Origin of the sequence: Paenibacillus sp. E222, assembly GCF_013401555.1 — a bacterium.
Classification (GTDB): domain Bacteria; phylum Bacillota; class Bacilli; order Paenibacillales; family Paenibacillaceae; genus Paenibacillus.
The window spans coordinates 3,997,225-4,021,757 of sequence record NZ_CP058552.1; the positions used below are offsets into that span (position 1 = coordinate 3,997,225).

The window sequence follows — 24,533 nt, forward strand, 5'->3', positions numbered from 1 at the left end:
GGATTCATTGTGAATTTGATTCTCCTTTGGGAAATGGTATGATCTTAGTATGGTCTTCAACAGTAAAATTATGTAATGTGTGTTGGTTTTAAGCGAAAATAGAGACAGGTATGGTGGTGGTTGGATGGAAACCGATTGGAGTGTTCCCAAAGCGTTATTCGTTAAACATTATGGGAGCGCTGTTCAGATGCATCGTGGTGGAGTTTATACAGAGTATAAGCAATGGGATGTGCCGCAGGAGCTGGAGCAGACATGGATGGATGAAAGAATAGTTCAGTTAACCTCTGAATTATCTATAATGAACTGGGACGCGATTGATGAGCTTACGTCAATTGCCAGATATCATGCGAATCCGCTAATTATTAATGCAATCACAGCATTCGCATCAAGACAACTGACGAGTGCGGACAGTATGGTGCGTCTGATGTATGCGGAACGTGTGATTGAGTTGATTAAGCGATATGAATCGATTATTCCGGTGCATAAGCTGCGTGAAGCCTATCAACTGACAATGAACTTGTTGGAGGATGTAGTAACGAAACCGTTGGTGCTTGATCCGGGACATGAACTACAGCAATATGGGTTAAAGGATAAACGTGGACTGAATCTGCGTGTGGAAAAGAACAAGGAAGAGATCATCCGATATTTTCGGAACTGAATGTATTTCATTGAATCAAGCGAGGTAAATATCATTGAGAAAATTGAACTATATCAAAATATTTATTTTCCTTAGTGTGGTCACAGTGGTGACTATAGGTTTGTATTACGCGGCAGCGGATTGGCTGGAGCAGCGCTATTTTCGCTTCCTTATCTGGAATCTGTTTTTGGGCTGGATTCCGTTTGTATTCTCCTATGTGGCCTATGGCTTTAGCCATGCTAAATGGAAAGGGGCAGCAGGGTTTGCCGTTGCAAGCGGACTGCTCTGGCTATTGTTCTTTCCGAACTCGTCTTACATTGTAACGGATCTTGTTCACCTGACGGCACGCAGTTCCCGCTATTATGACGGCGGCAATGGATTGGACTACAAGTACTGGTATGATTTAATTGTGGTCTTGATGTTCGTTTGGACAGGTTTATTGCTCGGATTTCTGTCGATGTATCAGCTTCAGGAAGTGATTCATCACAAAATGGGGCGATGGGTTTCATGGATCTTTGTGCTTGGAGGTTGTGCTCTGGGAAGTTACGGTGTCCTGCTGGGACGTGTTTATCGCCTGAACAGCTGGGATGCGTTAACCAATCGAGAGACGCTGGTTGAACTTATGCATGAGAGTGTAAGTCGTCCATCGCTGGCTTTCTGTATGTTCTTTGGTACGTTTATTCTTACGATTTACGCAACGTTATACTATCTAATTAATACAAGAACTTTCCGTGATAGGAAGACGGAGGTCGGAAGTTCGGAGGCTGATCTGCAAAGCTTGTGATATACAAGAGTATGGCATGTCTAGTTCTAATAAAGCTAAACAAATAACCCTCAACTATTCGGGAACACGCCCAAATGGTTGGGGGTTATTTATTATCCATTAAACGAAACGTAAGAATGTTATAGGCATTTTAACAGTTCAGGTGCAATCCGTTTGGGGAATACATCCAGCGGAGGTTTTTCCTTCTTTCGTTTGTCATTGGTGAGCACGGCAACGAGTTCCAGAGCCGGGACGATATATACAAATTGACCGCCAAATCCACGGGCGTAGTAATAGTGAAGTATGGGAGCGGGCTGTTCCGCAACCTGAGCTTCGGAAGTTTCGTTGGTGTAGGCATCCACCCACCAATGCCAAGCGTAACTGCCATGATTGGGTGGGGTAACTGGAATGGCAGGTTTTGTAGAGCGGCTAACAAGATCACTCGAAATCAGCGACTGCCCGTCCCACATGCCTTGTTGCAAAAACAGTTGTCCGAATTTCAGTAAATCCTTCGGCAACATCTTTAAGCCGAACCCCCCGGTATGTACCCCCTGTGGGTCGCTTTCCCATTCATACTGTTGAATTCCCAGTGGGCAAAATAGATAACGTTCCGCAAACTCAGCTACGGACATACCTGTACTATGCATGAGGATGGCAGACAATATCTGTGATACCCCTGAATTGTATTCCATATATGTACCTGGCACATGACTTAAGCGTTGCTCCAGCGCAAAATTCACCCAGTGATCTGTACGCGTCATACGCGGAAATGAATTCTGTCCTCCGAATTCATCCCAGTTGAAGCCAGCCGTCATGGTTAATAACTGCTCCAACGTTATTTCCGGTTTGCGGGGGTCAGGGTCTGATATCAGCTGTGGGAAGAAGGTGGAGATCGGCGTGTCAGCCTCAGGCAGCACCCCTTGATCCATAGCAATACAGATGAGCGCGGACAGCACACTTTTGGTACAGGAATTGACTTTGGCAATATGGGTTGCTGCTTCTTGATTGCGGTAGTGCTCGTATATGATCTCACCACGTACGCTGACTAAACAACTGCGCAGATCCAGCGGCGGGATCATTGGATGCAACATGGATGGTATGGATGAAGGATTCATAGTGTCCTTTCTTATCGGGGACTTGTCCCATAAATTGAGTGTTCATTAGAAAAGGTTTGAATCATTATCTTAGCATATGAATAAATAAGTTCTCAATTCATCGACCTCAGGCTCTGGGAGTAGTAAGAACTGGACCGCAGACTGATTCAGATGTTCATATTTATTGGTACAATCGGGGCACATAATAAATGGGGTTATTTTACAGAAAAAAAGGAACATGAGCTTTGGTCCGTAGGGTTTGACATATCGGTAAAAGTAATTACATAAAGTGTACCTGATTATTCCAAAGTAGTGTTCCATGCAAAGGAGCTAGTGGTTATTCATGCTATTACGTATGCTGAGAAATGATCTTATGAGGAAAAAAGGAATCAACATCGCTCTATTTGTTTTTATTTTACTAGCGGCTTTACTTGTTTCTTCAGGTACAAGAATGATTATGGAGCTAACAAGTTCAATTCACCATTTATTTACAGAATCGAAGACACCTCATGTTGTGCAAATGCACGCAGGGAAACTGGATGAAATGAAGGTGAATGAGTGGGCACAGGCCAATGAGATGGTAGATAAACACCAGATCGTAGAAATGATTAACATAGACGGTGCTCATTTGTTTTTTGGAGACGAGGCTGAGAAAAACAGCATCATGGATCTTGATTTTGTTGTACAAAATCAGGATTTTGATGTTCTGCTGAATCTGGATAGTGAGATAGTGCAGGTGAATGATGGAGAAATTGCGGTTCCCGTTTATTATTTGCAGCAAAAGAAATTGAGCATTGGTGACCCTATTCATATTAAAGACGGTTCTTTCAGCAGAACATACAAGATCGTGGATTTTGTACGTGATGCTCAAATGAATCCATCGATCATTCACTCCAAACGTTTTGTCATCAGTCAGGGTGAATTCCAAGCCTTGAAACAAAATACGGGAGAGTCGGAGTATCTGATTGAATTTCGACTTAGAGATTCCAAGATGATCAGCGAGTTTACCCAAGCCTATCAAAATACGAGTTTACCGAACGCTGGTCCTGTGGTGAACTACAATCTGTTTCAGTTGTTGAATGCTTTGACCGATGGGGTTGTGGCGGCTGTAGTCATTCTGGTCAGTTTGATATTGATTGTGATCGCTGTACTCTGCATTCGTTTCACTATGCTCGCTACCATTGAAGAGGATTATCGAGAGATTAGCGTCATGAAAGCTATCGGCATATCTGAGCGTAATATTAAGAAACTCTACTTGAGTAAATATGTTGTTATGGCAGGATTGGGCTCTATCTCAGGTTTTCTTGCATCACTATGGATTAACAATCTGTTCATGTCCAATATGATACTCTACATAGGGGCAGCTCCCAAAACATGGCTGCATTACGGCATAACATTGTTTGCGGCTGTCTTCATTTTTGCCATCGTTGTATTTTTCTGCAACCGTGTGCTTCGGCGTTTTAATTACATTTCAGCCGTTGAAGCATTACGTTCGGGCAGTATGGGTGAGACGAGAATAAGTCAAAACAGACTGAACCTTTCCCAAAATCGGTGGTTATCGGTTCCGGTTTTTCTGAGTTTAAAAGAAGTCATCCAACGAATGAAAATGTTCCGTTTGCTGTTGTTTGTGTTTATTATAAGTTCATTTATTATCATCGTACCTATAAATTTCCTCCATACTTTACAAGCTCCTAGCTTTATTTCTTACATGGGTGTAGGTCAAAGCGATATGCGTATTGATCTGAGACACTCTGAAGATATCGAACAGCGTTACGCTGAATTAATTGATTATGTTCAAAAGGATAAGAACGTACTTCGATACTCACCTCTTGTCACAAGCCAATTCAAAGTGTTGAACAGTGAAGGTAGCTATGATCATTTGAGCGTAGAGACAGGTGACTTTGATGTTTTTCCTTTGTCTTACGTGAATGGCGAGGCACCGAAAAATGAAAATGAAATTGCTTTGTCTGATGCGAACAGTAAAGACATGGAGAAGAAGACAGGAGATTCCTTGGTACTGATCGTAAATGGACAGGGAAAAAAAATGATAGTCAGTGGTGTATATCAGGATGTGACCAACGGTGGAAAGACTGCCAAAGCACGGCTGCCCTATAACAAGGATCGTGTGCTCTGGTATGTCGTAAGTTTGGATTTGAAAGATGACGGTAGTAAAATCTCAGATAAAATTGCGGAATATGAGCAAGCGTTCTCACCTGCAAAGGTGACCGATTTAAAAGGCTACTTATATCAAACACTTGGAGGAACGATTCATCAGCTTAAGCTGGTTGCGGTGTTGGCGCTTGTTGTAGCAGTATTGGTTACTATCCTGATCACATCATTATTCCTGAAAATGGTTGTCGCAAAGGACAGCGGTGATATCGCGATTTTCAGAAGTTTGGGATTTGGCCTCTCCACAATTAAATACAAATATGTATCGATGTCCCTTATTGTTTTGGGTGTTGGGGTCCTTGTAGGAACGATACTATCAAATACGGCAGGTGAGTGGTTGATCAGTGCAATAATGGCTTCTTTCGGGGCGTCCAATATCGTTTTTGTCATTGACCCGCTACAAGCGTACGTACTTTGTCCGCTGCTGCTGGCAGCAACGATTATCTGTACCGCTCTAATCAGTATTCAATCCATCAAAGAATCCAGCATTTCCAAAATGATTATCGAATAGGGGGACAACCATGACTATAATCCTGGAAGCCAAAAACGTGAACAAATCGTACAGTACTGGTGAGCATGAGAAGCATCCTATTTTGAAGGATATTAATTTTCAATTGAAGAAGGGCGAATTTGTCTCCATTATGGGTCCATCGGGCTCAGGAAAATCAACCTTGTTATACAATGTCAGCGGCATGGATCAGGTAAGTAGCGGGAGTGTTTATTTTGCTGGCAAGAAAATTTCGGAGTTCTCAGAGAAAGAATTGGCACAGCTTCGCTTGAATAAGATGGGCTTTATATTTCAGAACATACATCTGTTGAAAAATCTGAATCTACTCGACAATATCATTCTTTCTGCCTATCTGGCCAAAAAAAGTAGTAGAGATTCCATTAATAAACGAGCGCTCAATCTGATGGAAAAAATGGGGATTGATGAACTAGCCAACCACAATATCACCCAGGCATCGGGTGGACAGTTGCAACGGTTCGCCATTTGCAGGGCACTGATCAATCAGCCTGATATTCTGTTTGGCGACGAACCCACTGGGGCACTGAATTCACGTTCAACCAGTGAAATTATGGATATTCTAGGAGATATTAATGCTTCTGGAACGACCATATTAATGGTTACCCATGACGTCAAGGTCGCCGCGCGATCTGAACGGGTTTTATTCATGATGGACGGCAAACTGGTGGCAGATCGTAATATGGGCAAGTTCAACAAGCAGCATGATCTTAAAGCGAGAGAGAGCAGCTTAGGTAAGTGGCTTGCGGATCACGGGTTCTAACACGGTTTATTGGAGAGGAGCTTAACCAATGAAACAGACGGAACACAGGTCATTTGGCAAATTTCTGATCGTATGGTTCGGACAGCTCATATCTACCATGGGAATCGGAATGACGGCATTCTCCCTTGGTGTTTACGCATTTGAGAAAACCCATATGGCGACAGCTGTGGCACTGATTACACTATTTACCTTTTTGCCTAATATCCTGTTGCGTCCTATAGGTGGAGTCCTTGCAGATCGTTTTGACCGGCGCATGATGATGGTCATAGGTGATCTTGGTTCTGCCGGTGGTCTCGTTTTTATCTGGATCATGATCCTGACGGGGGAGATTGAACTATGGCATCTGTATGTTGGTGTTGCTTTCAGTTCCATATTCTCGGCCATTCAAAGTCCAGCGTACAAGGCTTCAGCTACCGATTTGCTTGATAAAGATCAATATTCAAAGGGCAGTGGCTTGGTTCAGCTCGCCGAATCATCCAAGTTTCTATTTTCACCCATAATAGCGGGCATTCTGCTCAGTATAACAACCATTGAAGTCATTCTAGTCATTAATATGTTGACGTATCTGGTTGCCATTCTAGCGGTGCTTGCTATTCGGAAAAGCATTAAAGCAGCGCGAAGCGATGCCGAGAGGAAGCCTTGGCTTGCTGAACTTAACGAAGGCTGGATTGAAGTCACGACAAGTAAAGGCGTGCTGCTCCTTGTTATTATTATTTCGATTGTCACGTTCTATCTGGGATTCCTCGAGACGCTCATTGGTCCTATGATCTTATCATTTTCGGATTCAAGGACACTTGGAACATTTCAATCTGTGAGCGCGATCGGCATGCTGATCAGCAGTCTGTGTATTGGCATGTTCACCCTAAGTAAAAAATATTCAAAAATACTTGTTCTGGGTCTGGTTCTATCCGGATTATCATTCTCCCTCTTGGGGGTTTCCACCAATATTTATTTCATTATCTTTGCAGGCTTCCTGTTTTTGGCCTCCCTGCCTTTTGTCAACATGAGTGCAGACGTATTGGTGCGCAATAACATATCCAACGAGAAACAAGGCAGGGTGTGGGGAATCATCGGCATTTTATCACAATTGGGTTTTATTGTATCCTACAGCCTTGCAGGATTTTTGGCAGACCGTGTCTTTAACCCGCTTTTGGTGGAAGGTGGAGCACTTGCTTCGACCGTAGGATCATATATCGGCGTTGGTCCGGGAAGAGGCATTGCGTTGTTGTTTATTATTGCAGGAATATTTGTTATCGCTATTGCAGCTATCACTTCTCAACTTAAATCCATTAAGGGGTTAGAGAAGGGGATTGATATTGTGTCAACAGACCCAACGAATTTAGCGCATGATTGAGTTGATGTGATGTAGTTTAAAGGATGATATTGGCCCCGGAACTTTATGTTTCGGGGTTGGTGTGTATGAAAGGCTTTAGGACTGGAATCATGATTTTGGTAGAGGGTTTGTACAAATGAAAAGGATAGCAGGTATACTAGTAGTAACGAGCATCAGGGGCTTTTATTTGTGTAGATATTAACCAGGGGGAGGTTACACCTTTGTTCAAAATCGGAAATCAAGGTACGTTTGAAACGTTGCCTGATGAAGCTATGGCGATTTACAAGGGAGATGTTATTGCTGTAGAAGAATTCATTAAACATGGTATGGATCTTGAAAAAGAGATTACGCTCAGCAAATACATAGCATTGACACCATTGGATATTGCCCTAATCACCAATCAACTTCCAGTCATTAAGGTTTTGGTGGAGCGCGGAGTGAACCTGAACGTGAAGGATAATCCAGCAATCCTCAAAGCGGTCAGATATGGCGGGGAAGAGCTCATCCGATATTTGCATCAGAAGGGTGCCAAGTTGAACAGTTTGAGCAAGGTGAAGTCGAATGCATATGATGAAGCCTATTACGGTAACAAAAAGAATATCGCAGTGCTGAAGGACCTCGGACTGGATATTCAAAAATATGGTGGAAAAACACTGCGAAGAGCAGTGTCAGATCACGATCTGCAAACCATTCAGTATTTACTGGATGAGGGTGTAGATATTAACTATAATGAGCCGGATATGGTGTATCCATACAAGGCTACACCGCTTACGGTAGCTGCTCGCAACAACAATATGAAGATGGTTCAATTTCTGGTAGAGCGTGGAGCGGATGTAACTATTCAAGAGAAGGATGGGGAGCGGGCGTATACGATTGCGGTCAGTCAGAAGAATGCGGAAATGGCAGAGTATTTGAAATCTCATGAGCCGCAAGACTTTCACAGTCTGAGCAATAAATTGCATGTGCTCAAATCGTACAAGCTGCCTGATGTATTAATCCGTTTTCTAACGGAAGGTCCGCGCAGAATCGACTTGCCGGACAATCCATCCGGCGTGGGATACATCGAATTCTTCCATCTGATCGATACGGTAGAGATGAAGCTGGGCAGACAGAAACTGCTGCGCATATCCTCTGACGTGGATCAGTACTCCCATATCCTGATCGTCTGGAACCCGAGCAAAAAAATGATTGGGTTCGCTGACATTGAACATCAGGAGATTGGAAATATATGCACGTTCCCTGAATTTCTAGCTGACCCGGGTGAGAAGATCACAGAATTCTTCGATCAAATGTAGCTAAGCATGGATGCAATTATTAAATATTTATTCACTGATATATATAAATTAACAAGAAAGAGCCGGATTCGAATGAATCCGGTTTTTTTTTTTTTTTGTATTACTTGTTCGATTGTTTAGAATTTGCAATACAAATTAGAAATCCCTCAACAGATCAAACACCTCATATAACGCCTCATGGTTAACTTTAATAGTACTCTCATTACCAAGTTCCTGTTCCAGTTGATCAAGCAAGCTCGCAAGAACAACATAGATTTCTTCACGTTCAACCGTTTCAATAAAGCCAGTTTTAGCATCCATTTTGTTGAAGGTTTGTGTGTAGTTTTCAAACATGGAAAATAGCTGTTTCTGGATAACTTCGTTGCTTATCTGGCTTTGAGCCAGCTGACGAATTTTCTTGAGACATTGTTTATACAGTTGTGCTGCCTTCTTGGCATGAGCAGACTTTATATGATCCCGTCCGTCCCAGTCTCGAAAAGGATTCGTTAGATTCTCTGCGAGCCATTCCGGTTTTCGCGGTTTACTGATTTCGAGTTCGAGCCCGGCTGCGGCTGCTTTTTTATATCTCGTTTTAATTGATTTGGCGGCTTCTGCTGGCAAACTGGTTAGCCATAGTTTCGATAGCTTAGGGAATTGTTCTGGGTTAGGGAACTGTTCTCCAATGAATCCGAACAAGTCATATGTACTAAATTCCTGTAACGCCTTCAAATGCTGAATGGATTCAAGTTGAATCAGACTGCCTGGTTTACCCCACAAACGCAATTCCGTAAGTTCCGGATAACGTTTCACAAGGGGGGCTAAATCCAGCTCTGTGATTTCTCTAATATGTAAGCCATCCAGACGTGGAACTCCGTTGATATGTGGCAGACTCGCAGCAACATTCAATGTTAACCATTTTCCATCCTCATGAGCATCAATACAAAGGCTGGCAGACAGGTTTCCTGTAAAATTCAGACTTTTCATCTTGGTATTCAAAGTGAGACGTTCCAATCCGCTGACATCGATGACGAGTTTGGTCAAATGACTTTTACTGAGGTCCAGCGACTTTTGACCGTGGTTCGTGATATGGAGTTCATTGATAATCGGCTCCTTGGTTAGGAAGGGTATCAGTGATTCCGGATATCCGTCCATTTGAATATTTGTCAAACAAGGCAGTTTGGCAAGTTCGGCCACATCTTCTTCAGACCTCGGCTTGAAATTGCGTATTACACTCGAATTGCGTCTCATCATCTGATGGCCAACCGAGATCTCTTCAAAGTCTTCAGCGGCTTTCTTAAACCGTATTCTTCTTGTTTCATCAATGGCATCCCATTGACGTTGCCGGTACAGACTGTCCCCAATCAGCCATCCTCCGCTATAACTATTTGTCTGTTCAGTGACAAGCGGAGGGATATTACCTGCCAGAATAAAATTGGAAGGGACATTGGCATTCACAAAGGTATGATCCAGCCGATTTTTCCAGAAATAAAAGCTGCAAATGAGCGGTTTCATCTGATGAAGTTCCGTTTCATCGGGCCGCTGATCTCCTGTCCAGTCCAATTGCAGGATTGCAGCAAGCTGGCGTGATCCCTTACTCCCGGTTTCTTTCAGGCCAGTTACCTGGCAGGCAGCATATTGTTGTAAATTTTCGACGTATACACAGTATATGTCTCCGACCGTTGGGACCATGATGTGCTCCTTTCGTTTTGCATAAATCAATGCTAAGCTTCTTGTAAACTAGAGATTTTGCAAAAATGATAATAAAAGAATTATATCAAAGGCGTTCGATCACATCCATTTTGGATAGAGCCATATTTGAATCGATAGAAATCTGAATATCTAAGGGAGGTTATTTATGACTACAGGTATTAGCCGTAATAAAACGCTGGGTGAATTTTTGAAATCTCGGAGGAGCCGGATTCAGCCAGAGCAAGCCGGGATCACTCCAGTTAAGTGAGGAAGAGAAGGACCATCTATTTCGTTTATGGGACCCCAATGCAGAGCATGTATTCCCTGCCTCCGATTCACATCTCGAAGCGAGATGGCGGAGCATCATTATTCAACTTGCTTACCCGTTTTCGAATGAAAGTAAAGATCCCTGGTACTCGCAGTCTGGAGAGAGTTCATGAGAATCTGGGTGCATTGCAGGTTTCTTTCACCAAGGATGAATGGGCTGAGATTGAACGAATATCTCCTAAAGGATTTGCCGCAGGGGGAAGATACCCGGGACTTGCCTAATATAAAGCAAGACTATAGATAAAACACTTAACGCCCCAGACCTGTTTTCAGAAAAGGGTGTTTTTGTGTTTTACTTGAGAGTGGATGATTTTCACCTAATTGACAGATGAAATTACTCGGCTGGATAAAAATTGCAATGGAACCGTGTCCTCGGTATTATCTCCGCTAATTAACGCATACAGTACAACAATGAGATGTACGCCTACAAGGAGGAAACAGCGGTATGACTAATCCGATTCTGCAAGCCCCGAATGTTCAGCTGGCGGCCGATTCGACAGCGGTGTTGAATTATCAGCGTGATTCGCGCAATTATATTACCCAGTTATTTGGACCGCAGCTGCCTACGATCAAAAATGGATTCTTCAATGTACACATGAGCAAAGGTATTATTGTGCAGCCACACTGGCATACAAATGTGACCGAGATGGTCGTTCTGATCAACGGGGAAATTACCACCTCTGTCTACGATCCGTTCAAGCGGGAGCGGATTAGTTATCACTTGAAGCCAGGTCAGGTTTCGATATTCCCTCAAGGATGGTTTCACTGGTTTGTGGCGGAGACTGATGAAGTACACCTGTTGACGATTTTTGATCAACCTACACCGGACATTGTGCTCGGGGCAGATTTCCTGGTTGCAACGCCGCCTGAAGTTGCCCATCGTGCATACTGCATTGATGAGGAGGCATACGCAAAGGCAGTAGCATCAATTAAAAATGACGCTATTTTGGGACCACCGATTGGCTGTGTGGATTCTGTTTCCGATCAGGCAATCAAAGCATCCAAATCCTCCAAAAACTCAAAGGGATAACATCAACACGTTCTCCTATCCAATGACCGATTCAGGTCCGTGACCGGAACATTTTCCGAGTACGGGCCTATGTTTTGTTCCAATTAACACATTCCGAATTCTCTGTTAAGATAGGCATAACACTGGTTTGTTACAGTAGTAGCACTCAAAGAATCTGGAGGGACGATCCATGACCATGACTGAGCAGGAAATGCTGGAAACTGCGATGAGCTATGCACCTGTATTGATGTTTGATCGCAATGAACCCTTTTACCCTGATTTTGTAGGCGTTTCCATTTTGGATCAATCAGGACCTTCACCGTCATTCCAGCGTGAAATTCATTTTCCGGTTGAGGCGGTCCAATATGTGATTGAATTTTCGATTTGGTGGGATTATGAAATTGGACATTTGTACGAAATGGAGCATGTGTGGATATATGTGGGTCATGATGGTGAAGTCGTGGACTGTGAAGCCAGCTTCCATGGCAAAGTACTTCGGGGATTGCTGAAGGATCGAGTGAATGTGGTTGGACGCCATGTGTATCTATACTCGCAGCCAGGCAAACATGCTTTTTCTCCGATCCCTGTGGTGTTTGAACTTCTGCCAGATTTGTATAGTGCAGCAGGCGCCAATGCGGGGTGTGACGGTCTGCTCGTGAACGAGATGTTCAAAGGTTATTTCGAAACCAATGAAGAGATTGATGCCAGCGTGCGGAGTTTCCTGCAGACTAAGGCGTTTGTTCCCTCTATGGAGTTTGAAGAGTTTTTGCTTGAGCCGAGTCTATTCATGCCCTGGGAGCAACTGTTTGCTATGATTCCTGAGAGAATTGAGAGTAGATTGAGAGAACTTGAATCAGGTAGAGTTGGCAGGTTGTTTACTTAGGAAAATGAATATAACAAAAAGTGCTTCATCATCTTTTTAGGATGACGAGGCACTTTTTTTGTAAACCAGTAGAACAACGAGTTTCTTAATCTGCTTTGAAAATGAGATCCATAAACCGGTTGGCTGCCAGGGAAATCGGCATATTACGTTTTGTCATGATGCCCACATGCGAAGGGGGCAGGGCAACATCCAGCTGAATTTCGAAGAGAGAACCTTCTTCCAGCTCTTTGGAAATAAATTCACGGGTGACATACGATATGCCCAATCCCCGCCGTGCAAATTCAATTAACAAATCGACACTGCCGACCTCAATCTCGGGCTTGAGGGTATAGCCATAGCTGTTGAACAGCTCCGTGATCGCCATCCGAACCCGGCTGTTTCTGGAGAAAAGAATCAGTTGATGCTCCAGCAGCATGTCCAATGTCATAACTTTATCCTTCAGTTGAGCATAACGTTCACCCGCAACGAAGCAGTCTTTGAGCTGGATACTTTCCCTGACCTCAAGCTGTGGATCAACAATGGGCATCCGCACAACACCCAAATCAATTTTACCTTCTTTCAGAAAGGTAATGACTTCCGGCGTTGTCCCATGACTTAGATGCAGCTTGATGTTAGGGTAGAGCACATGGAATTCTTCCAGATAGGACAGCATGTAATGCTTGAACAGCGAATCACTGCCACCAATCCGTAGTTCTCCGTTGTCTAAACTCTTCAATGCAGCCATTTTCTCCTCGGCCAGCGAGATCAAAATCTGTGATTGTTCAATATACGAATAAAGACTTACACCTTCCTGTGTTAGCGCAACTCCCTTGGAGTTCCGGTAAAACAACGTGAGACCAAAGCTTTCTTCCAGCTGTTTAATGGCATGACTGACACTTGGTTGAGTAATATATAGCGCTTTGGCGGCTTGGGTCAAACTGCCTGTTTTGGCAGCCCAATAGAATACCTTATATAATTCATAATTTGTCGTCATAGATATTGTCTATAGCTCCTGTGAAATATATTAATTACTTGTATGGCTATAAAACGTATTATAGTGTAACTACAGCAAAGAAACCAGAGTTACTTGGAAGGAGAATAGTGAGATGGAACCAACGAGCATTATTTTATTTGGTGCGACTGGCGATTTAGCCAAAAGAAAAATATATCCAGCCTTATATAATTTATACATTGAGCAGAAACTTCCGGCATCCTTCTCGCTGATTGGTTTGGGACGCAGAGAATGGTCTGATGAATTCTTTCAGGCACAAGTGGAAAAATCATTAAATGAATTTTCCAGACGCCCGGCTGATCCCCAAGTTGTGAAATCTTTCGTGCAGGCTTTCCGCTACAGTGTATTGAATATAAGCCATAAGGAAGATTATATAGAGCTGTTAAATTTGGTTGAACAAAGAGAGGCTGAACTTGGCATTCCGTCCAATCGTCTGTTCTACCTTTCGGTTGGTCCAGAATTCTTTGAACCCATTGCAGAGAACATTCAGGAAAGTGGACTTGGATCAACTGAGGGCTGGAAACGCCTTGTGATCGAGAAGCCATTTGGACATGATCTGCAATCGGCTCGTGACCTCAATCGCAAATTAAGCGAAGCGTTCACCGAAGAAGAAATTTATCGAATTGACCACTATTTGGGCAAACCGATGGTACAGCGTCTTGAAACCTTGCATCAGAGCAATCCGATCATGAAGGCGTTGTGGAACAACCGTTACATCTCCAATGTGCAGATCACCGCTAATGAGACTGTTGGTGTGGAAGAACGGGCATCCTATTATGATCATGTAGGCGCCGTGCGTGACATGTTCCAGAATCATATGCTGCAATTGCTTATGATGATGGCGATCCAGCTTCCGTATAACAGCACCTCGGAAAAAGTCGGTTTGAAGAAAAAACACATCATGGAATCAATCCAGCCACTGCAAAAGCAAAACGTGGGTGCAAGTGTCATTCGCGGACAGTATGCTGAAGGAAACATCCAAGGCAAATCCGTTAACGGATATGCAGCTGAGCCGGGTGTTGCCGAGAATACGATGAATGATACGTTTATTGCTGCCAAATTGCAGATTGATGACTTCTTCTGGCGCGGAGTACCATTCTATATCCGTACCGGTAAACGAATGAAGGAGAAATCCACTCGTATCGTCATCGAATTCAAGGAACCATCCGGACAGTCCAACGTGGTTAACGGTTCCAAACCGAATCTGCTTGTGATTGAGATGAGTCCTGACCAGAGCATGACGCTGCAGCTGAATGCGAGCGACCCGCAAAACAAAGGGGAGTTCAAGCCGGTTCATATTGATCTGTCACCAGATCGCGAGGATCTGGCGGAGGCTTATGAGAACTTGATTCATGATGCATTGCATGGTGATCCAACGTTCTTTGCTCATTGGGATGAAGTAGAACTGTCTTGGGCTTGGGTACAACCTATTCTGGATGCATTCCAGGAGAATTTGCTCCCACTTCATCTGTACCCGGCGGGAAGCTATGGACCCGCAGAGTCCGATGCGATGCTCGCTGCGGAAGGGCACCACTGGTGGTTTGATCAACCTGCCGATCAGCAGGCTGAAGATGATATTGAAGTTCCTATGGCTGTTAATGCTAATCTGTAACCTAAAAAACATATCCTTTGGAGGTAATTGAATATGAAATTTTTCATCGATACAGCAAACTTGGTAGACATCAAAAAAGCTTACAAAATCGGCGTCCTGTCTGGTGTAACAACAAACCCGTCATTGGTAGCCAAAGAAGGCGTGAAATTCGAAGACCGCATTGAAGAAATTTTGCGTGAAGTACCTGAAGTTGAATCCGTATCTGCGGAAGTAACACCAGATGCGATCACAGCTGAAGAGATGATTGCTCAAGCAGACGAACTGATCAAAATCAATAACAACGACAAAAACATCACCATCAAGCTGCCAATGACACTTGCAGGACTGGAAGCTTGCCGTTACCTGACCAAAAAAGGCGTGAAAACCAACGTAACGTTGATCTTCACCGTGAACCAGGCGCTGCTTGCTGCTCGTGCAGGTGCAACATATGTATCCCCGTTCCTGGGACGTCTGGATGACATCTCCGAAGATGGCGTTCAATTGGTTGCTAAAGTTGCTGAGCTGTTCCGTACACATAACCTGGATGCACAGATTATTGCGGCTTCTGTAAGACATCCGGACCACGTTACACGTGTAGCAATGGCAGGAGCACATATCGCTACTGTTCCATTCTCCGTCATTGAACAAATCTCCAAACACCCGCTGACAGATCAAGGCATGGAGAAATTCGCAGCAGACTGGAAAAAAACGGTTCAATAATAAAGGATTGTTGATTTCCAATTTTAAACTACTATATATAAAGAGTATTGGGAGGACATAATGAGTAAACAACAGATCGGTGTCATCGGACTTGCAGTAATGGGTAAGAACCTTGCCCTTAATATTGAAAGCAAAGGATTCTCCGTATCGGTATATAACCGTTCCCCGGAGAAAACGAACGATCTTCTGAAAGAAGCCGAAGGCAAAAACCTGACAGGCGCATTCACGATTGAAGAGTTCGTAGCTTCCCTGGAATCCCCGCGCAAAATCCTGATCATGGTGCAAGCAGGTAAAGCAACGGACGCTACCATTGAACAACTGCTGCCACACTTGGACGAAGGGGACATCATCATTGATGGAGGAAACGCATACTTCCCTGACACCCAACGCCGCAGCAAAGATCTGGAAGCCAAAGGTTTCCGTTTCATCGGTGCGGGTGTATCCGGTGGGGAAGAAGGCGCGTTGAAAGGCCCGGCAATCATGCCAGGTGGACAAGAAAGTGCTTATCAGTTGGTAGAACCGATCCTTACAGCGATTTCGGCCAAAGTAGGCGATGACGCCTGCAGCACATATATCGGACCAGATGGTGCCGGACACTATGTGAAAATGGTGCACAACGGTATCGAGTATGGAGATATGCAGTTGATCGGTGAAGCATATCACTTGCTCAAATCCGTGCTGAATGTGTCCGTTGAAGAATTGCATGCAATCTTCTCTGAATGGAACCAAGGTGAGCTGGATAGCTACCTGATTGAAATCACAGCAGACATCTTCTCCAAATACGATCCGGAAACCGGCAAACCCATGGTTGATGTCATTCTGGATGCAGCTGGACAAAAAGGAACAGGTAAATGGACAAGCCAAAGCGCGTTGGATCTCGGCGTACCATTGTCCATGATTACGGAATCCGTATTCTCCCGCTTCTTGTCTGCGATGAAAGATGAGCGTGTGGCAGCAAGCAAAATCTTGAATGGACCTGCGGTTGAAGCATTCTCTGGCGATAAAAAAGCGTTCATCGAGAATGTGCGCAAAGCCCTCTTTGCAAGTAAAATCGTATCTTATGCACAAGGTTTTGCTCAAATGCGTGCAGCTTCAGACGAATATGGCTGGGATCTGAAATACGGCAACATCGCCATGATCTTCCGCGGTGGCTGCATCATCCGTTCGCAATTCCTGCAAAACATCAAAGAAGCATATGACAAGGATGCAGCATTGAAAAACCTGCTGCTGGACCCATACTTCCAAAATATTGTTGAATCCTACCAAGGTGCTTGGCGTGAAGTCGTTGCAGCTGCGGTAACTCAAGGAATTCCGGTTCCTGGATTCTCCAGCGCGTTGTCTTACTATGACAGCTACCGCACTGAGCGTTTGCCTGCGAACCTGCTGCAAGCACAACGTGACTACTTTGGCGCTCACACATTCAAACGTGTGGACAAAGAAGGTTCATTCCACTTCCAATGGATGGACACTAACGAGTAATATGTAATTCGGGATCATTCAGCATTCCTGTGTTCGTTCATGATGTTATTCAGTCATGAGCGGACGCAGGAATGTTTTTTTTATTCAGATGACATGCTATGGGTTGACGTATCGGCTGATATATATGATTGGAATTCAAGTATCCCAAATTGTAATAAAATGTACGCATCTGAGGAATGGAAACAGATGTCCTGTCCCCTTTAAGTACGTTATACTTGTTCAGATGGACTGGAATTCGGTTAAGAGAAAATTCAGCAATCAACTTATTGACGTGGAGGTTAGCGGAGGCATGTTCGTACTTGCAGGCATCTTGTTTTTGATTGTGTACGGTTTATTAGTGTTTTACATAGGATGGAGCGGGTGGAGCTGGATGAAGCCGGTTGTATCTGCGAGATTTCGTTGGTTTTACATCGTTGCGCTTGTATTCCTTGCAATTTCATTTATACTGGCAAGATTGTTTGGAAGTGTTTCCTTCCTGAGTGTTATTGGTTCGTATTGGCTTGCAATCTTTTCTCTGCTGTTATTAATTTTGCCAGTGGTTCATCTAACGCTATGGTTACTTAGACTAACGCGTATTCCAAGACATTACGCTCATAAATGGGCAGGTGTGGCCACCCTTGTACTTTTGCTGTCTACGCTGGGTTACGGTATCTATAACGCTTATAGTCCAGTCGTAAGACAATACAGCATTCAGATTGATAAAAAAGTGGAAGGTGTAGACAGCCTCAACATTGTTATGGCTGCAGATATGCACTTTGGTCTGTTGTCCGGCCCTGCACACGCTAAACGTATGGTGGAAGAAATTAACGCACTGAAGCCGGATTTGGTGCTGTATCCTGGTGATATTATCGATGACAACCTGGATATGTACCTCAAGAGTGGGATTGCGGATATTATCAGCGGCATTCAGGCCCCTTACGGAGTGTACGCTTCACTGGGCAATCATGACAAGTATAATGGTCCGATCGAGGATCTGATTGCTGCTCTGGAGAAGAGTAATATGCAAGTTCTGTATGATGATAAAATTACATTGGACGATAAGATTACGCTGATTGGACGGAAAGACCGGACAGAGAAGGATCGTGCAGAAGTAGCGACGTTGATGCAGGATACCGACTTGAGCAAGCCTGTGCTCATGATGGATCACCAGCCTTATGATTTGGATATTGCGGAACAGAACAACGTAGATTTGGTTGTATCTGGCCACACCCATCGTGGTCAGATCGCCCCCGCTCAGTTTATTACTAAGGCCATCTACGAGAATGATTGGGGTTATCTGCAAAAAGGGTCCATGCACTCTATCGTCACCTCTGGATTTGGCTTCTGGGGACCTCCGATTCGAACAAGCAGTCGATCCGAGATTGTACAGATTCATGTGACGTTCCAGCAATAATCAGCGATAATAGTAACTATGAGCCCTTCCGTCGAAGGGCTCATAGTTGTAGTTGTACTCCATTCCAAAAGACGACGGATAGACTGTTTTCAGGTGATTGCTTTTATACAAGGCCCTTGTATCCTGTTGTATCTCCAGATGGCTGACTAATTCCGCACACCGTTCGATGGCTGAACCTCAAGCGAATAGAATACCCCTTTTTTGTTGATTTCCCCGACAACGGTAGCAGCTCCTTTTTTCGTAAAGGTGTACTTATTTTCTTTAATTGTGACCGTATAGCCTTTCAGTTGGATGCCAAAAAGGGATTTTACTTTCGGTGATGCAGCGGACAAGGCTTGTGATTTGCTCAGCTTAGGTTTGGCGAAGGATTTGTTGAAATCCTTGTACCCGCTCCAGTCCTTGCCAAAATCATTTTGGATTGCCCACACCTTGCCTGTCTTGGCTCCAATAAATACATGATTAATATCACCGTCATCGCGATAGTTCCAGAAGGAGTCTTTTCCTTTTTGCTGACGCAGCACAAAATCAAACGCCTTCGTTTGTGAAATGCCCAAAGTTTTCAATGCGTTTCTGGCTTTGTTGGTCAGGGAAGCATCAGCGTTTTGCAGGGCGTACGTGAAACTGGCTGTAATTTCATTGTTGTTGTCTACATCGATGTAAACACTTTGATGTTCTCCCCAGATTACCCAATAGTTATTGAGCCCGCCTTCTTTGCCTGTATTATTGACCCGCCACACGGCATCAGGCTTGAAGGTTTGCTTGGGGTCAAACGATTTCAGAAAGGTGTCTATTTTGAGACGAAGCGCATTATCCATAAATGTATGTATATCTGAAGCTCGGTAGATCAGGACGGTCGACTCTACACGGTCTTCTTTTTCATTATAGACCTGCGAAGATGTAGCGGTTGCGGCTCCCTTAACGATGCCTTCCACCGACAACTCGTCATCGCCCAGCCCTGGACTGGAACTGGTGAATTGCACCGTCTGTTTACCTACCAAAGCTGTGATGGCTTCGGTTAATCGTTTCATCGCTGTTTCATTGAGATTCAGGGGAGCCTGGGTATTTGCTATTACTGCTGAGGAATTGCTCTGCGTTGCTGCGGATATGGGGGTTGCGGATAATAGCAGGGTTATGGCTGCAAGAGTTGCTGTAACGGATTTGAATTTGTTCATTGTAAAGAATCCTCCTGTTTGTTTAATTGATAAAAGGTAAACAATAAAGCTTATATTCCTTTTGACGTGGAATTTAAGGGGAATGTTGCATGTATATGGAATGTAGTGAATTAGCAGTGGTAGCATTTTGGGTTGACACCGTTTTCAGGTTGTGATAAATTATACCCGAGGCTTGTTACCGGTAATGCGGGCAAAACCACTATGGAAATGATTTTTATTATTTCTATTTTGGTTTTGCCCTTTTTTGATCCTCAAAAAAAACAGGTGGGTCCAACATGATTATTAAACAGATATTTAATAACAATATTGTCAGTACCGTGGATGACAAAAATCAGGAACTGCTGATCCTCGGCCGGGGTATCGGATTTAAGTTCAAGGCGGGCGATGAGATTGATGAAGAACGGATTGAGAAAGTCTTCCGGCTTCAGGATGCATCGATCTATGAGAAGTTCAAGTCCATCGTCACAGAAGTGCCGATTGAAATCCTGCAGGCGACAGATGATATTGTGACACTGGCACGTACGCAATTGAACAAAACCATCAGTGACGGGATTTATGTCTCACTGTCGGATCACATTCATTTTGCTGTCCAGCGTTTGGAAAAGGGAATGATTACACGAAATCCGCTCTCTTGGGAAGTGCAGCATTTCTACAAGGCCGAGTTCGACGTGGCCCGGGAAGCGCTCACCCTGCTGAAGGAAAGACTGGATGTGGAGTTTCCCAAAGATGAAATTTGCAACATAGCGCTGCATTTCATCAATGCCGAAGTCAATGATTCCATGAACGACGTCACCCATTTGATGCAGCTGCTGCAAGAGATTATGAACATTATCAAATATCACTTCAATGTTGAATTGGATGAAGATAGCGTCAACTATTTCCGTTTCATTACTCATTTGAAGTATTTCTGCCAACGGGTAATTACTCACTCTTCACACGACGATGCGGAGGAGTATTTATATGAAGTTGTACGGAAAAACTATCCCGAAACCTTCAAATGTATCGGCAAGATTGAAACATTTATCCATAAGAACTACCAGTATGATATGACGCATTCGGAACAGTTGTATCTGACCCTTCATCTGGAGCGGTTAATGAAACCGAAGCGTGAGCAATGAATGATAAGAACATGAACCAGAACCTAACTAAATATCAAATGGGCTTGTTACTGTTCAATCAGGCAATACCCGAATGAATGACACGTAGAAGACGTGGCTATTTGTTCGGGTATTTTTTATTGGAAAAATGAGGAGGAAACGATCATGAAACATCAGGAAACGGCACAGGAAATCATCAAAGCCGTTGGGGGAACAAACAATATCAACTCGGTATATCATTGCGTCACACGACTGAGATTTGATCTGAAAAATAACGATAAAGTGGATAATAACTCACTCAAGAAGCTGGATAAAGTCATGGGAACGAATATCTCTGGAGATCAATTCCAGGTGATTATCGGGAATGACGTATCCAAAGTATTCGATGCTATGGTGAAGGAACATCCGGCAATACAGCAAAGTACAGAAAATAAACAAGCTAAACCGGAAAAAAATAAAAATGTAATTCTCAATATTTTTGAGACGATCGCAGGTGTCTTCGCACCAATGCTGCCAGCAATTACAGCTGCGGGTATGCTCAAAGGATTGCTTGCATTATTCGTATCTCTGGAGTGGATGTCAGCAGGTACTGACACGTACCGTATTCTTTCAGCCATTGGGGATGGCGTATTCTACTTCCTTCCGCTGCTAATTGCGGTTAGTGCCGCTCGCAAATTCGGCAGTAATCCGTTTGTAGCCATTGCGCTAAGTACTGCGCTGATGTATCCCGATATGGGCGCATTGCTATCCAGCGGTGAATCGGTTGCGTTTATTGGCATTCCGGTAACGGCTGTCAGTTATGCCTCATCGGTTATTCCGATTTTGCTTGCCGTATGGTTAATGTCTTATGTTGAGAAATGGGTTGACCGCGTTATCCCGGCAGCATTGAAGCTGCTGCTTGTGCCACTGATTACCTTGCTTGTTATGGTTCCGGTAACACTGATTGCGATCGGTCCACTGGGTACATTTGTAGGTAGTGGCTTGTCCGGTGGTATTAACTGGCTGCTGAACGAAGGCGGATTAATTGCAGGTATTGTTCTTGGAGGCGCGATGGCGCTCATTATTATGACAGGTATGCACTATGCGCTCGTACCGATCATCCTGAGCAATATTGCTACATTAGGCTTCGATAAATTCTTGCCACTGACGTTCATCTCCAATATGGGACAGGCCGGAGCGACGTTGGGCGTATTCTTCCGTGCAAAAGACAAAAAGCTCAAAACCGTTGCATTGTCGACCAGCTTTACAGCTCTGATGGGTGTAACCGAGCCAGCTATGTACGGCGTGAACATGAAATATAAAAAACCGTTCGCTGCTGCGATGATTGGTAGTGCCGTGGGTGGCGGATTCGCTCTTGCTTTTGGAGCCAAAGCTTATGTGCTTGCGGGTAACGGTGGTCTTCCGGGTCTGCCATCCCTGATCGGACAAACCTTCTGGTACTCCTTTGGCGGTATGATACTTGCCTTTGTAGTAGGTGCAATTGTGTCTACTGTGTTCGGGATCAAGGAAGAAGAGGGTGATGCAGAGGCGTTGGCTCAATTCTCACCAGGCGCTTCTGCGGCACCGGCGGCGGCACCTTCCAGCAATGCTGCAAACGTGAACGTGGACGATATGGGTGCTCCAATACCAACGAATGATGCGGTAGCCATCGCACCGATGACGGGTAAAGCAATCGCACTTAAAGAAGTTAATGATCCAACGTTTGGCGATGAATTGATGGGTAAAGGTGTGGCATTTGTTCCAACGGTGGGCGAACTGGTGTCACCAGTTACAGGTACCGTCATGAATGTGTTCAAAACGAAACACGCGATCGTGGTCCGCAGTGATAACGGAATGGAGCTTCTGATCCATGTGGGGATTAACACCGTGAAACTGCGCGGACAGTATTTTGAAGCCCATGTCGCTACGGGAGCACGTGTACAGGTAGGAGACAAGTTACTCACGTTTGAACTTGATCAAATTGCCAAGGAATATGACATTACAACGGCGATGGTCGTTACGAATACAGCAGATTACAAGCAGGTTCTGCCTGTGAAATTGGGTGCAATTTCGATCGGTGAAGAAGTATTGAAGGCTGAAATTTAAAGCCGAAAGACGAACTTAAGACGACATCCATAAGAAGAGGAGAGATATGCATGATCAATCGACAAGGGTTTCCAGAAGGTTTTCTGTGGGGCGGCGCAATTGCCGCCAACCAGGCTGAAGGTGGATTTGATGCAGGGGGTAAAGGCTGGTCCACAGCGGATATGGTTCCTTATTTTGAGAAAAAGGATTACACCAACCTTAGAGAACTGATGCACGTGACCAGTGCAACGGTTGAGAAAGCGATGGCTCATCACAGTGCGAAGGGATACCCGAAGCGTTACGGTATTGATTTCTATCACCGCTTCAAAGAGGACATTGCGTTATTCGCTGAGCTTGGTTTCAAGACATTCCGTCTTTCCATCAACTGGCCGCGTATTTTCCCGAACGGGTACGATGCTGAGCCGAATGAAGAAGGATTGCGTTTCTATGATGAAGTGTTCGACGAATTGCGGAAGCACCATATCGAACCTCTCGTGACGCTCTCTCACTATGAAATGCCGATGTCATTGGTATTGAAGTACAATGGCTGGGCAGGACGGGAAGTGATCGGGCATTTTGTAAGATACGCCGAGACCGTGATGAATCGCTACAAAGACAAGGTGAAATACTGGCTGACGTTTAATGAGATCAACACAACCATTATTGAGCCATTCACGGGTGGAGGCATCATTGAAGATCGTGTCGATAATGTGATGCAAGCTTCCTATCAAGCACTTCACCATCAGTTTGTTGCCAGCAGTCTGGTAACGCAGAAGGCGCGTCAGATTAACCCTGATTTCCAGATTGGCTGTATGCTTGCGCGCATGATTCACTACCCGGCCACGTCAAAGCCGGAGGATGTACTGCAAGCTCAGATCGATAATCAGCTGAACCTGCTGCATACCGACGTACAGGTGCGAGGCAGTTATCCTACCTTCATGGCTCGTTATTGGGCTGAGCATGGCATTTCCATTGCGATGGAAGCTGGAGACGAAGCGATTATGAAAGAACATACGGTTGATTTCATCTCGTTCAGCTATTACACATCGCTGGTATCCGCAGTGAATCCGGAGGAATATGGGGTAACTGGGGGCAACCTGTACAGTACGATTAAGAACCCGAACCTGGAGCGTACAGAATGGGGCTGGCAGCTTGATCCGATCGGACTTCGTGTGGCGTTGAAAGAGCTGTATGATCGTTATCAACTGCCGTTGTTTGTCGTGGAGAACGGACTTGGTGCCAAGGATACAGTTGAGGCCGATGGTTCCATTCATGATGATTATCGGATTGATTATCTGAGAAAACATATTATACAAATGAAAGAAGCAGTCATGGATGGGGTAGACCTTATGGGGTATACCAACTGGGGTGCGATTGATATCATCAGTGCGTCCACTTCTGAAATGTCCAAGCGTTATGGCGTAATCTACGTCGATCAGGACGACAACGGACAAGGCACATTGAATCGCTATAAGAAAAAGAGCTTTGGTTGGTATCAGAACGTCATCGCTACGAATGGCGAAGATTTGGGCTGATTTCGGGGGCAGTCCTTGCGCAGCAGT

At 44.4% G+C, this 24,533-nt stretch carries 20 protein-coding genes; 16 read left to right on the plus strand and 4 right to left on the minus strand.

Annotated features, from left to right (window positions below):
* The first annotated feature begins 124 nt into the window (after positions 1 to 124).
* Together HW560_RS18085 and HW560_RS18090 are read left to right on the plus strand one after the other, a co-directional pair.
* Entirely contained in the window at positions 125 to 658 is a 534-nt protein-coding gene (locus HW560_RS18085) for a hypothetical protein (protein ID WP_090900308.1), read from the plus strand.
* A 34-nt stretch (positions 659 to 692) separates the two neighbouring features.
* Positions 693 to 1,421, plus strand: a complete 729-nt coding sequence (locus tag HW560_RS18090) for a DUF1361 domain-containing protein (RefSeq protein ID WP_090900305.1) — start codon at positions 693 to 695, stop codon at positions 1,419 to 1,421.
* Positions 1,422 to 1,540: 119 nt separating this feature from the next.
* Here the strand turns inward: HW560_RS18090 and HW560_RS18095 are convergent, their stop codons facing one another.
* Positions 1,541 to 2,515, minus strand: a complete 975-nt coding sequence (locus HW560_RS18095; RefSeq protein ID WP_111620674.1) for a serine hydrolase domain-containing protein — start codon at positions 2,513 to 2,515, stop codon at positions 1,541 to 1,543.
* Positions 2,516 to 2,837: 322 nt separating this feature from the next.
* Here HW560_RS18095 and HW560_RS18100 point away from each other — a divergent pair, with 322 nt between their 5' ends.
* The 4 genes from HW560_RS18100 to HW560_RS18115 all read left to right on the plus strand — a co-directional run bounded on the left by HW560_RS18100 (position 2,838) and on the right by HW560_RS18115 (position 8,577).
* On the plus strand, positions 2,838 to 5,174 hold the full coding sequence (locus HW560_RS18100) for an ABC transporter permease (RefSeq protein WP_179264138.1): 2,337 nt from the start codon (positions 2,838 to 2,840) through the stop codon (positions 5,172 to 5,174).
* Positions 5,175 to 5,184: 10 nt separating this feature from the next.
* On the plus strand, positions 5,185 to 5,949 hold the full coding sequence (locus tag HW560_RS18105) for an ABC transporter ATP-binding protein (protein ID WP_179264140.1): 765 nt from the start codon (positions 5,185 to 5,187) through the stop codon (positions 5,947 to 5,949).
* A gap of 28 nt (positions 5,950 to 5,977) precedes the next feature.
* Positions 5,978 to 7,303 carry an MFS transporter gene (locus tag HW560_RS18110; protein ID WP_179264142.1) on the plus strand — a complete coding sequence of 442 codons (1,326 nt, stop codon included), beginning with the start codon at positions 5,978 to 5,980 and terminating at the stop codon, positions 7,301 to 7,303.
* Positions 7,304 to 7,503: 200 nt separating this feature from the next.
* Positions 7,504 to 8,577, plus strand: a complete 1,074-nt coding sequence (locus HW560_RS18115; protein WP_179264144.1) for an ankyrin repeat domain-containing protein — start codon at positions 7,504 to 7,506, stop codon at positions 8,575 to 8,577.
* 135 nt (positions 8,578 to 8,712) lie between these two features.
* On the opposite strand, the gene HW560_RS18120 is transcribed toward HW560_RS18115, so the two are convergent.
* The gene (locus tag HW560_RS18120; RefSeq protein WP_179264146.1) at positions 8,713 to 10,245 is read right to left on the minus strand and encodes a hypothetical protein; all 1,533 of its coding nucleotides are present in this window, start codon (positions 10,243 to 10,245) and stop codon (positions 8,713 to 8,715) included.
* Between the two features lie 306 nt (positions 10,246 to 10,551).
* Here HW560_RS18120 and HW560_RS18130 point away from each other — a divergent pair, with 306 nt between their 5' ends.
* The 3 genes from HW560_RS18130 (at position 10,552) to HW560_RS18140 (ending at position 12,464) form a co-directional block, all read left to right on the plus strand.
* Positions 10,552 to 10,794: a hypothetical protein gene (locus HW560_RS18130; protein ID WP_179261362.1), complete on the plus strand. Its 243-nt coding sequence runs from the start codon at positions 10,552 to 10,554 to the stop codon at positions 10,792 to 10,794.
* Positions 10,795 to 11,017: 223 nt separating this feature from the next.
* Positions 11,018 to 11,602, plus strand: coding sequence for a cupin domain-containing protein (locus HW560_RS18135; protein ID WP_090900280.1), 585 nt, complete (start codon positions 11,018 to 11,020; stop codon positions 11,600 to 11,602).
* Positions 11,603 to 11,771: 169 nt separating this feature from the next.
* Complete coding sequence (locus HW560_RS18140) at positions 11,772 to 12,464, plus strand: hypothetical protein (RefSeq protein WP_090900277.1); 693 nt, start codon at positions 11,772 to 11,774, stop codon at positions 12,462 to 12,464.
* Between the two features lie 85 nt (positions 12,465 to 12,549).
* Here HW560_RS18140 and HW560_RS18145 read toward each other — a convergent pair whose 3' ends face one another.
* Positions 12,550 to 13,437: a LysR family transcriptional regulator gene (locus HW560_RS18145; RefSeq protein ID WP_090900275.1), complete on the minus strand. Its 888-nt coding sequence runs from the start codon at positions 13,435 to 13,437 to the stop codon at positions 12,550 to 12,552.
* 112 nt (positions 13,438 to 13,549) lie between these two features.
* Between HW560_RS18145 and zwf the strand changes: the two genes are divergently transcribed.
* The 4 genes from zwf to HW560_RS18165 all read left to right on the plus strand — a co-directional run bounded on the left by zwf (position 13,550) and on the right by HW560_RS18165 (position 18,638).
* Positions 13,550 to 15,067: a glucose-6-phosphate dehydrogenase gene (gene zwf / locus HW560_RS18150; RefSeq protein ID WP_179264148.1), complete on the plus strand. Its 1,518-nt coding sequence runs from the start codon at positions 13,550 to 13,552 to the stop codon at positions 15,065 to 15,067.
* A 33-nt stretch (positions 15,068 to 15,100) separates the two neighbouring features.
* Positions 15,101 to 15,766 (plus strand): fructose-6-phosphate aldolase, encoded by a 666-nt coding sequence (fsa, locus tag HW560_RS18155; protein ID WP_063563123.1) that lies wholly within the window; start codon positions 15,101 to 15,103, stop codon positions 15,764 to 15,766.
* Positions 15,767 to 15,826: 60 nt separating this feature from the next.
* On the plus strand, positions 15,827 to 17,245 hold the full coding sequence (gene gndA, locus HW560_RS18160) for an NADP-dependent phosphogluconate dehydrogenase (protein ID WP_090900269.1): 1,419 nt from the start codon (positions 15,827 to 15,829) through the stop codon (positions 17,243 to 17,245).
* 289 nt (positions 17,246 to 17,534) lie between these two features.
* The gene (locus HW560_RS18165; RefSeq protein WP_179264150.1) at positions 17,535 to 18,638 is read left to right on the plus strand and encodes a metallophosphoesterase; all 1,104 of its coding nucleotides are present in this window, start codon (positions 17,535 to 17,537) and stop codon (positions 18,636 to 18,638) included.
* A 146-nt stretch (positions 18,639 to 18,784) separates the two neighbouring features.
* Here the strand turns inward: HW560_RS18165 and HW560_RS18170 are convergent, their stop codons facing one another.
* Positions 18,785 to 19,810 carry a hypothetical protein gene (locus HW560_RS18170; RefSeq protein ID WP_179264152.1) on the minus strand — a complete coding sequence of 342 codons (1,026 nt, stop codon included), beginning with the start codon at positions 19,808 to 19,810 and terminating at the stop codon, positions 18,785 to 18,787.
* Positions 19,811 to 20,085: 275 nt separating this feature from the next.
* On the opposite strand from HW560_RS18170, the gene licT reads away from it, so the two are divergent.
* From licT to HW560_RS18185, 3 genes are all read left to right on the plus strand, one after another.
* Entirely contained in the window at positions 20,086 to 20,928 is an 843-nt protein-coding gene (gene licT, locus HW560_RS18175) for a BglG family transcription antiterminator LicT (protein ID WP_053780809.1), read from the plus strand.
* 144 nt (positions 20,929 to 21,072) lie between these two features.
* Complete coding sequence (locus HW560_RS18180) at positions 21,073 to 22,992, plus strand: beta-glucoside-specific PTS transporter subunit IIABC (RefSeq protein ID WP_179264154.1); 1,920 nt, start codon at positions 21,073 to 21,075, stop codon at positions 22,990 to 22,992.
* A 50-nt stretch (positions 22,993 to 23,042) separates the two neighbouring features.
* A complete protein-coding gene (locus HW560_RS18185; RefSeq protein ID WP_179264156.1) occupies positions 23,043 to 24,506 on the plus strand; it encodes a glycoside hydrolase family 1 protein in 1,464 nt (487 codons plus the stop codon).
* Positions 24,507 to 24,533 lie beyond the last annotated feature (27 nt).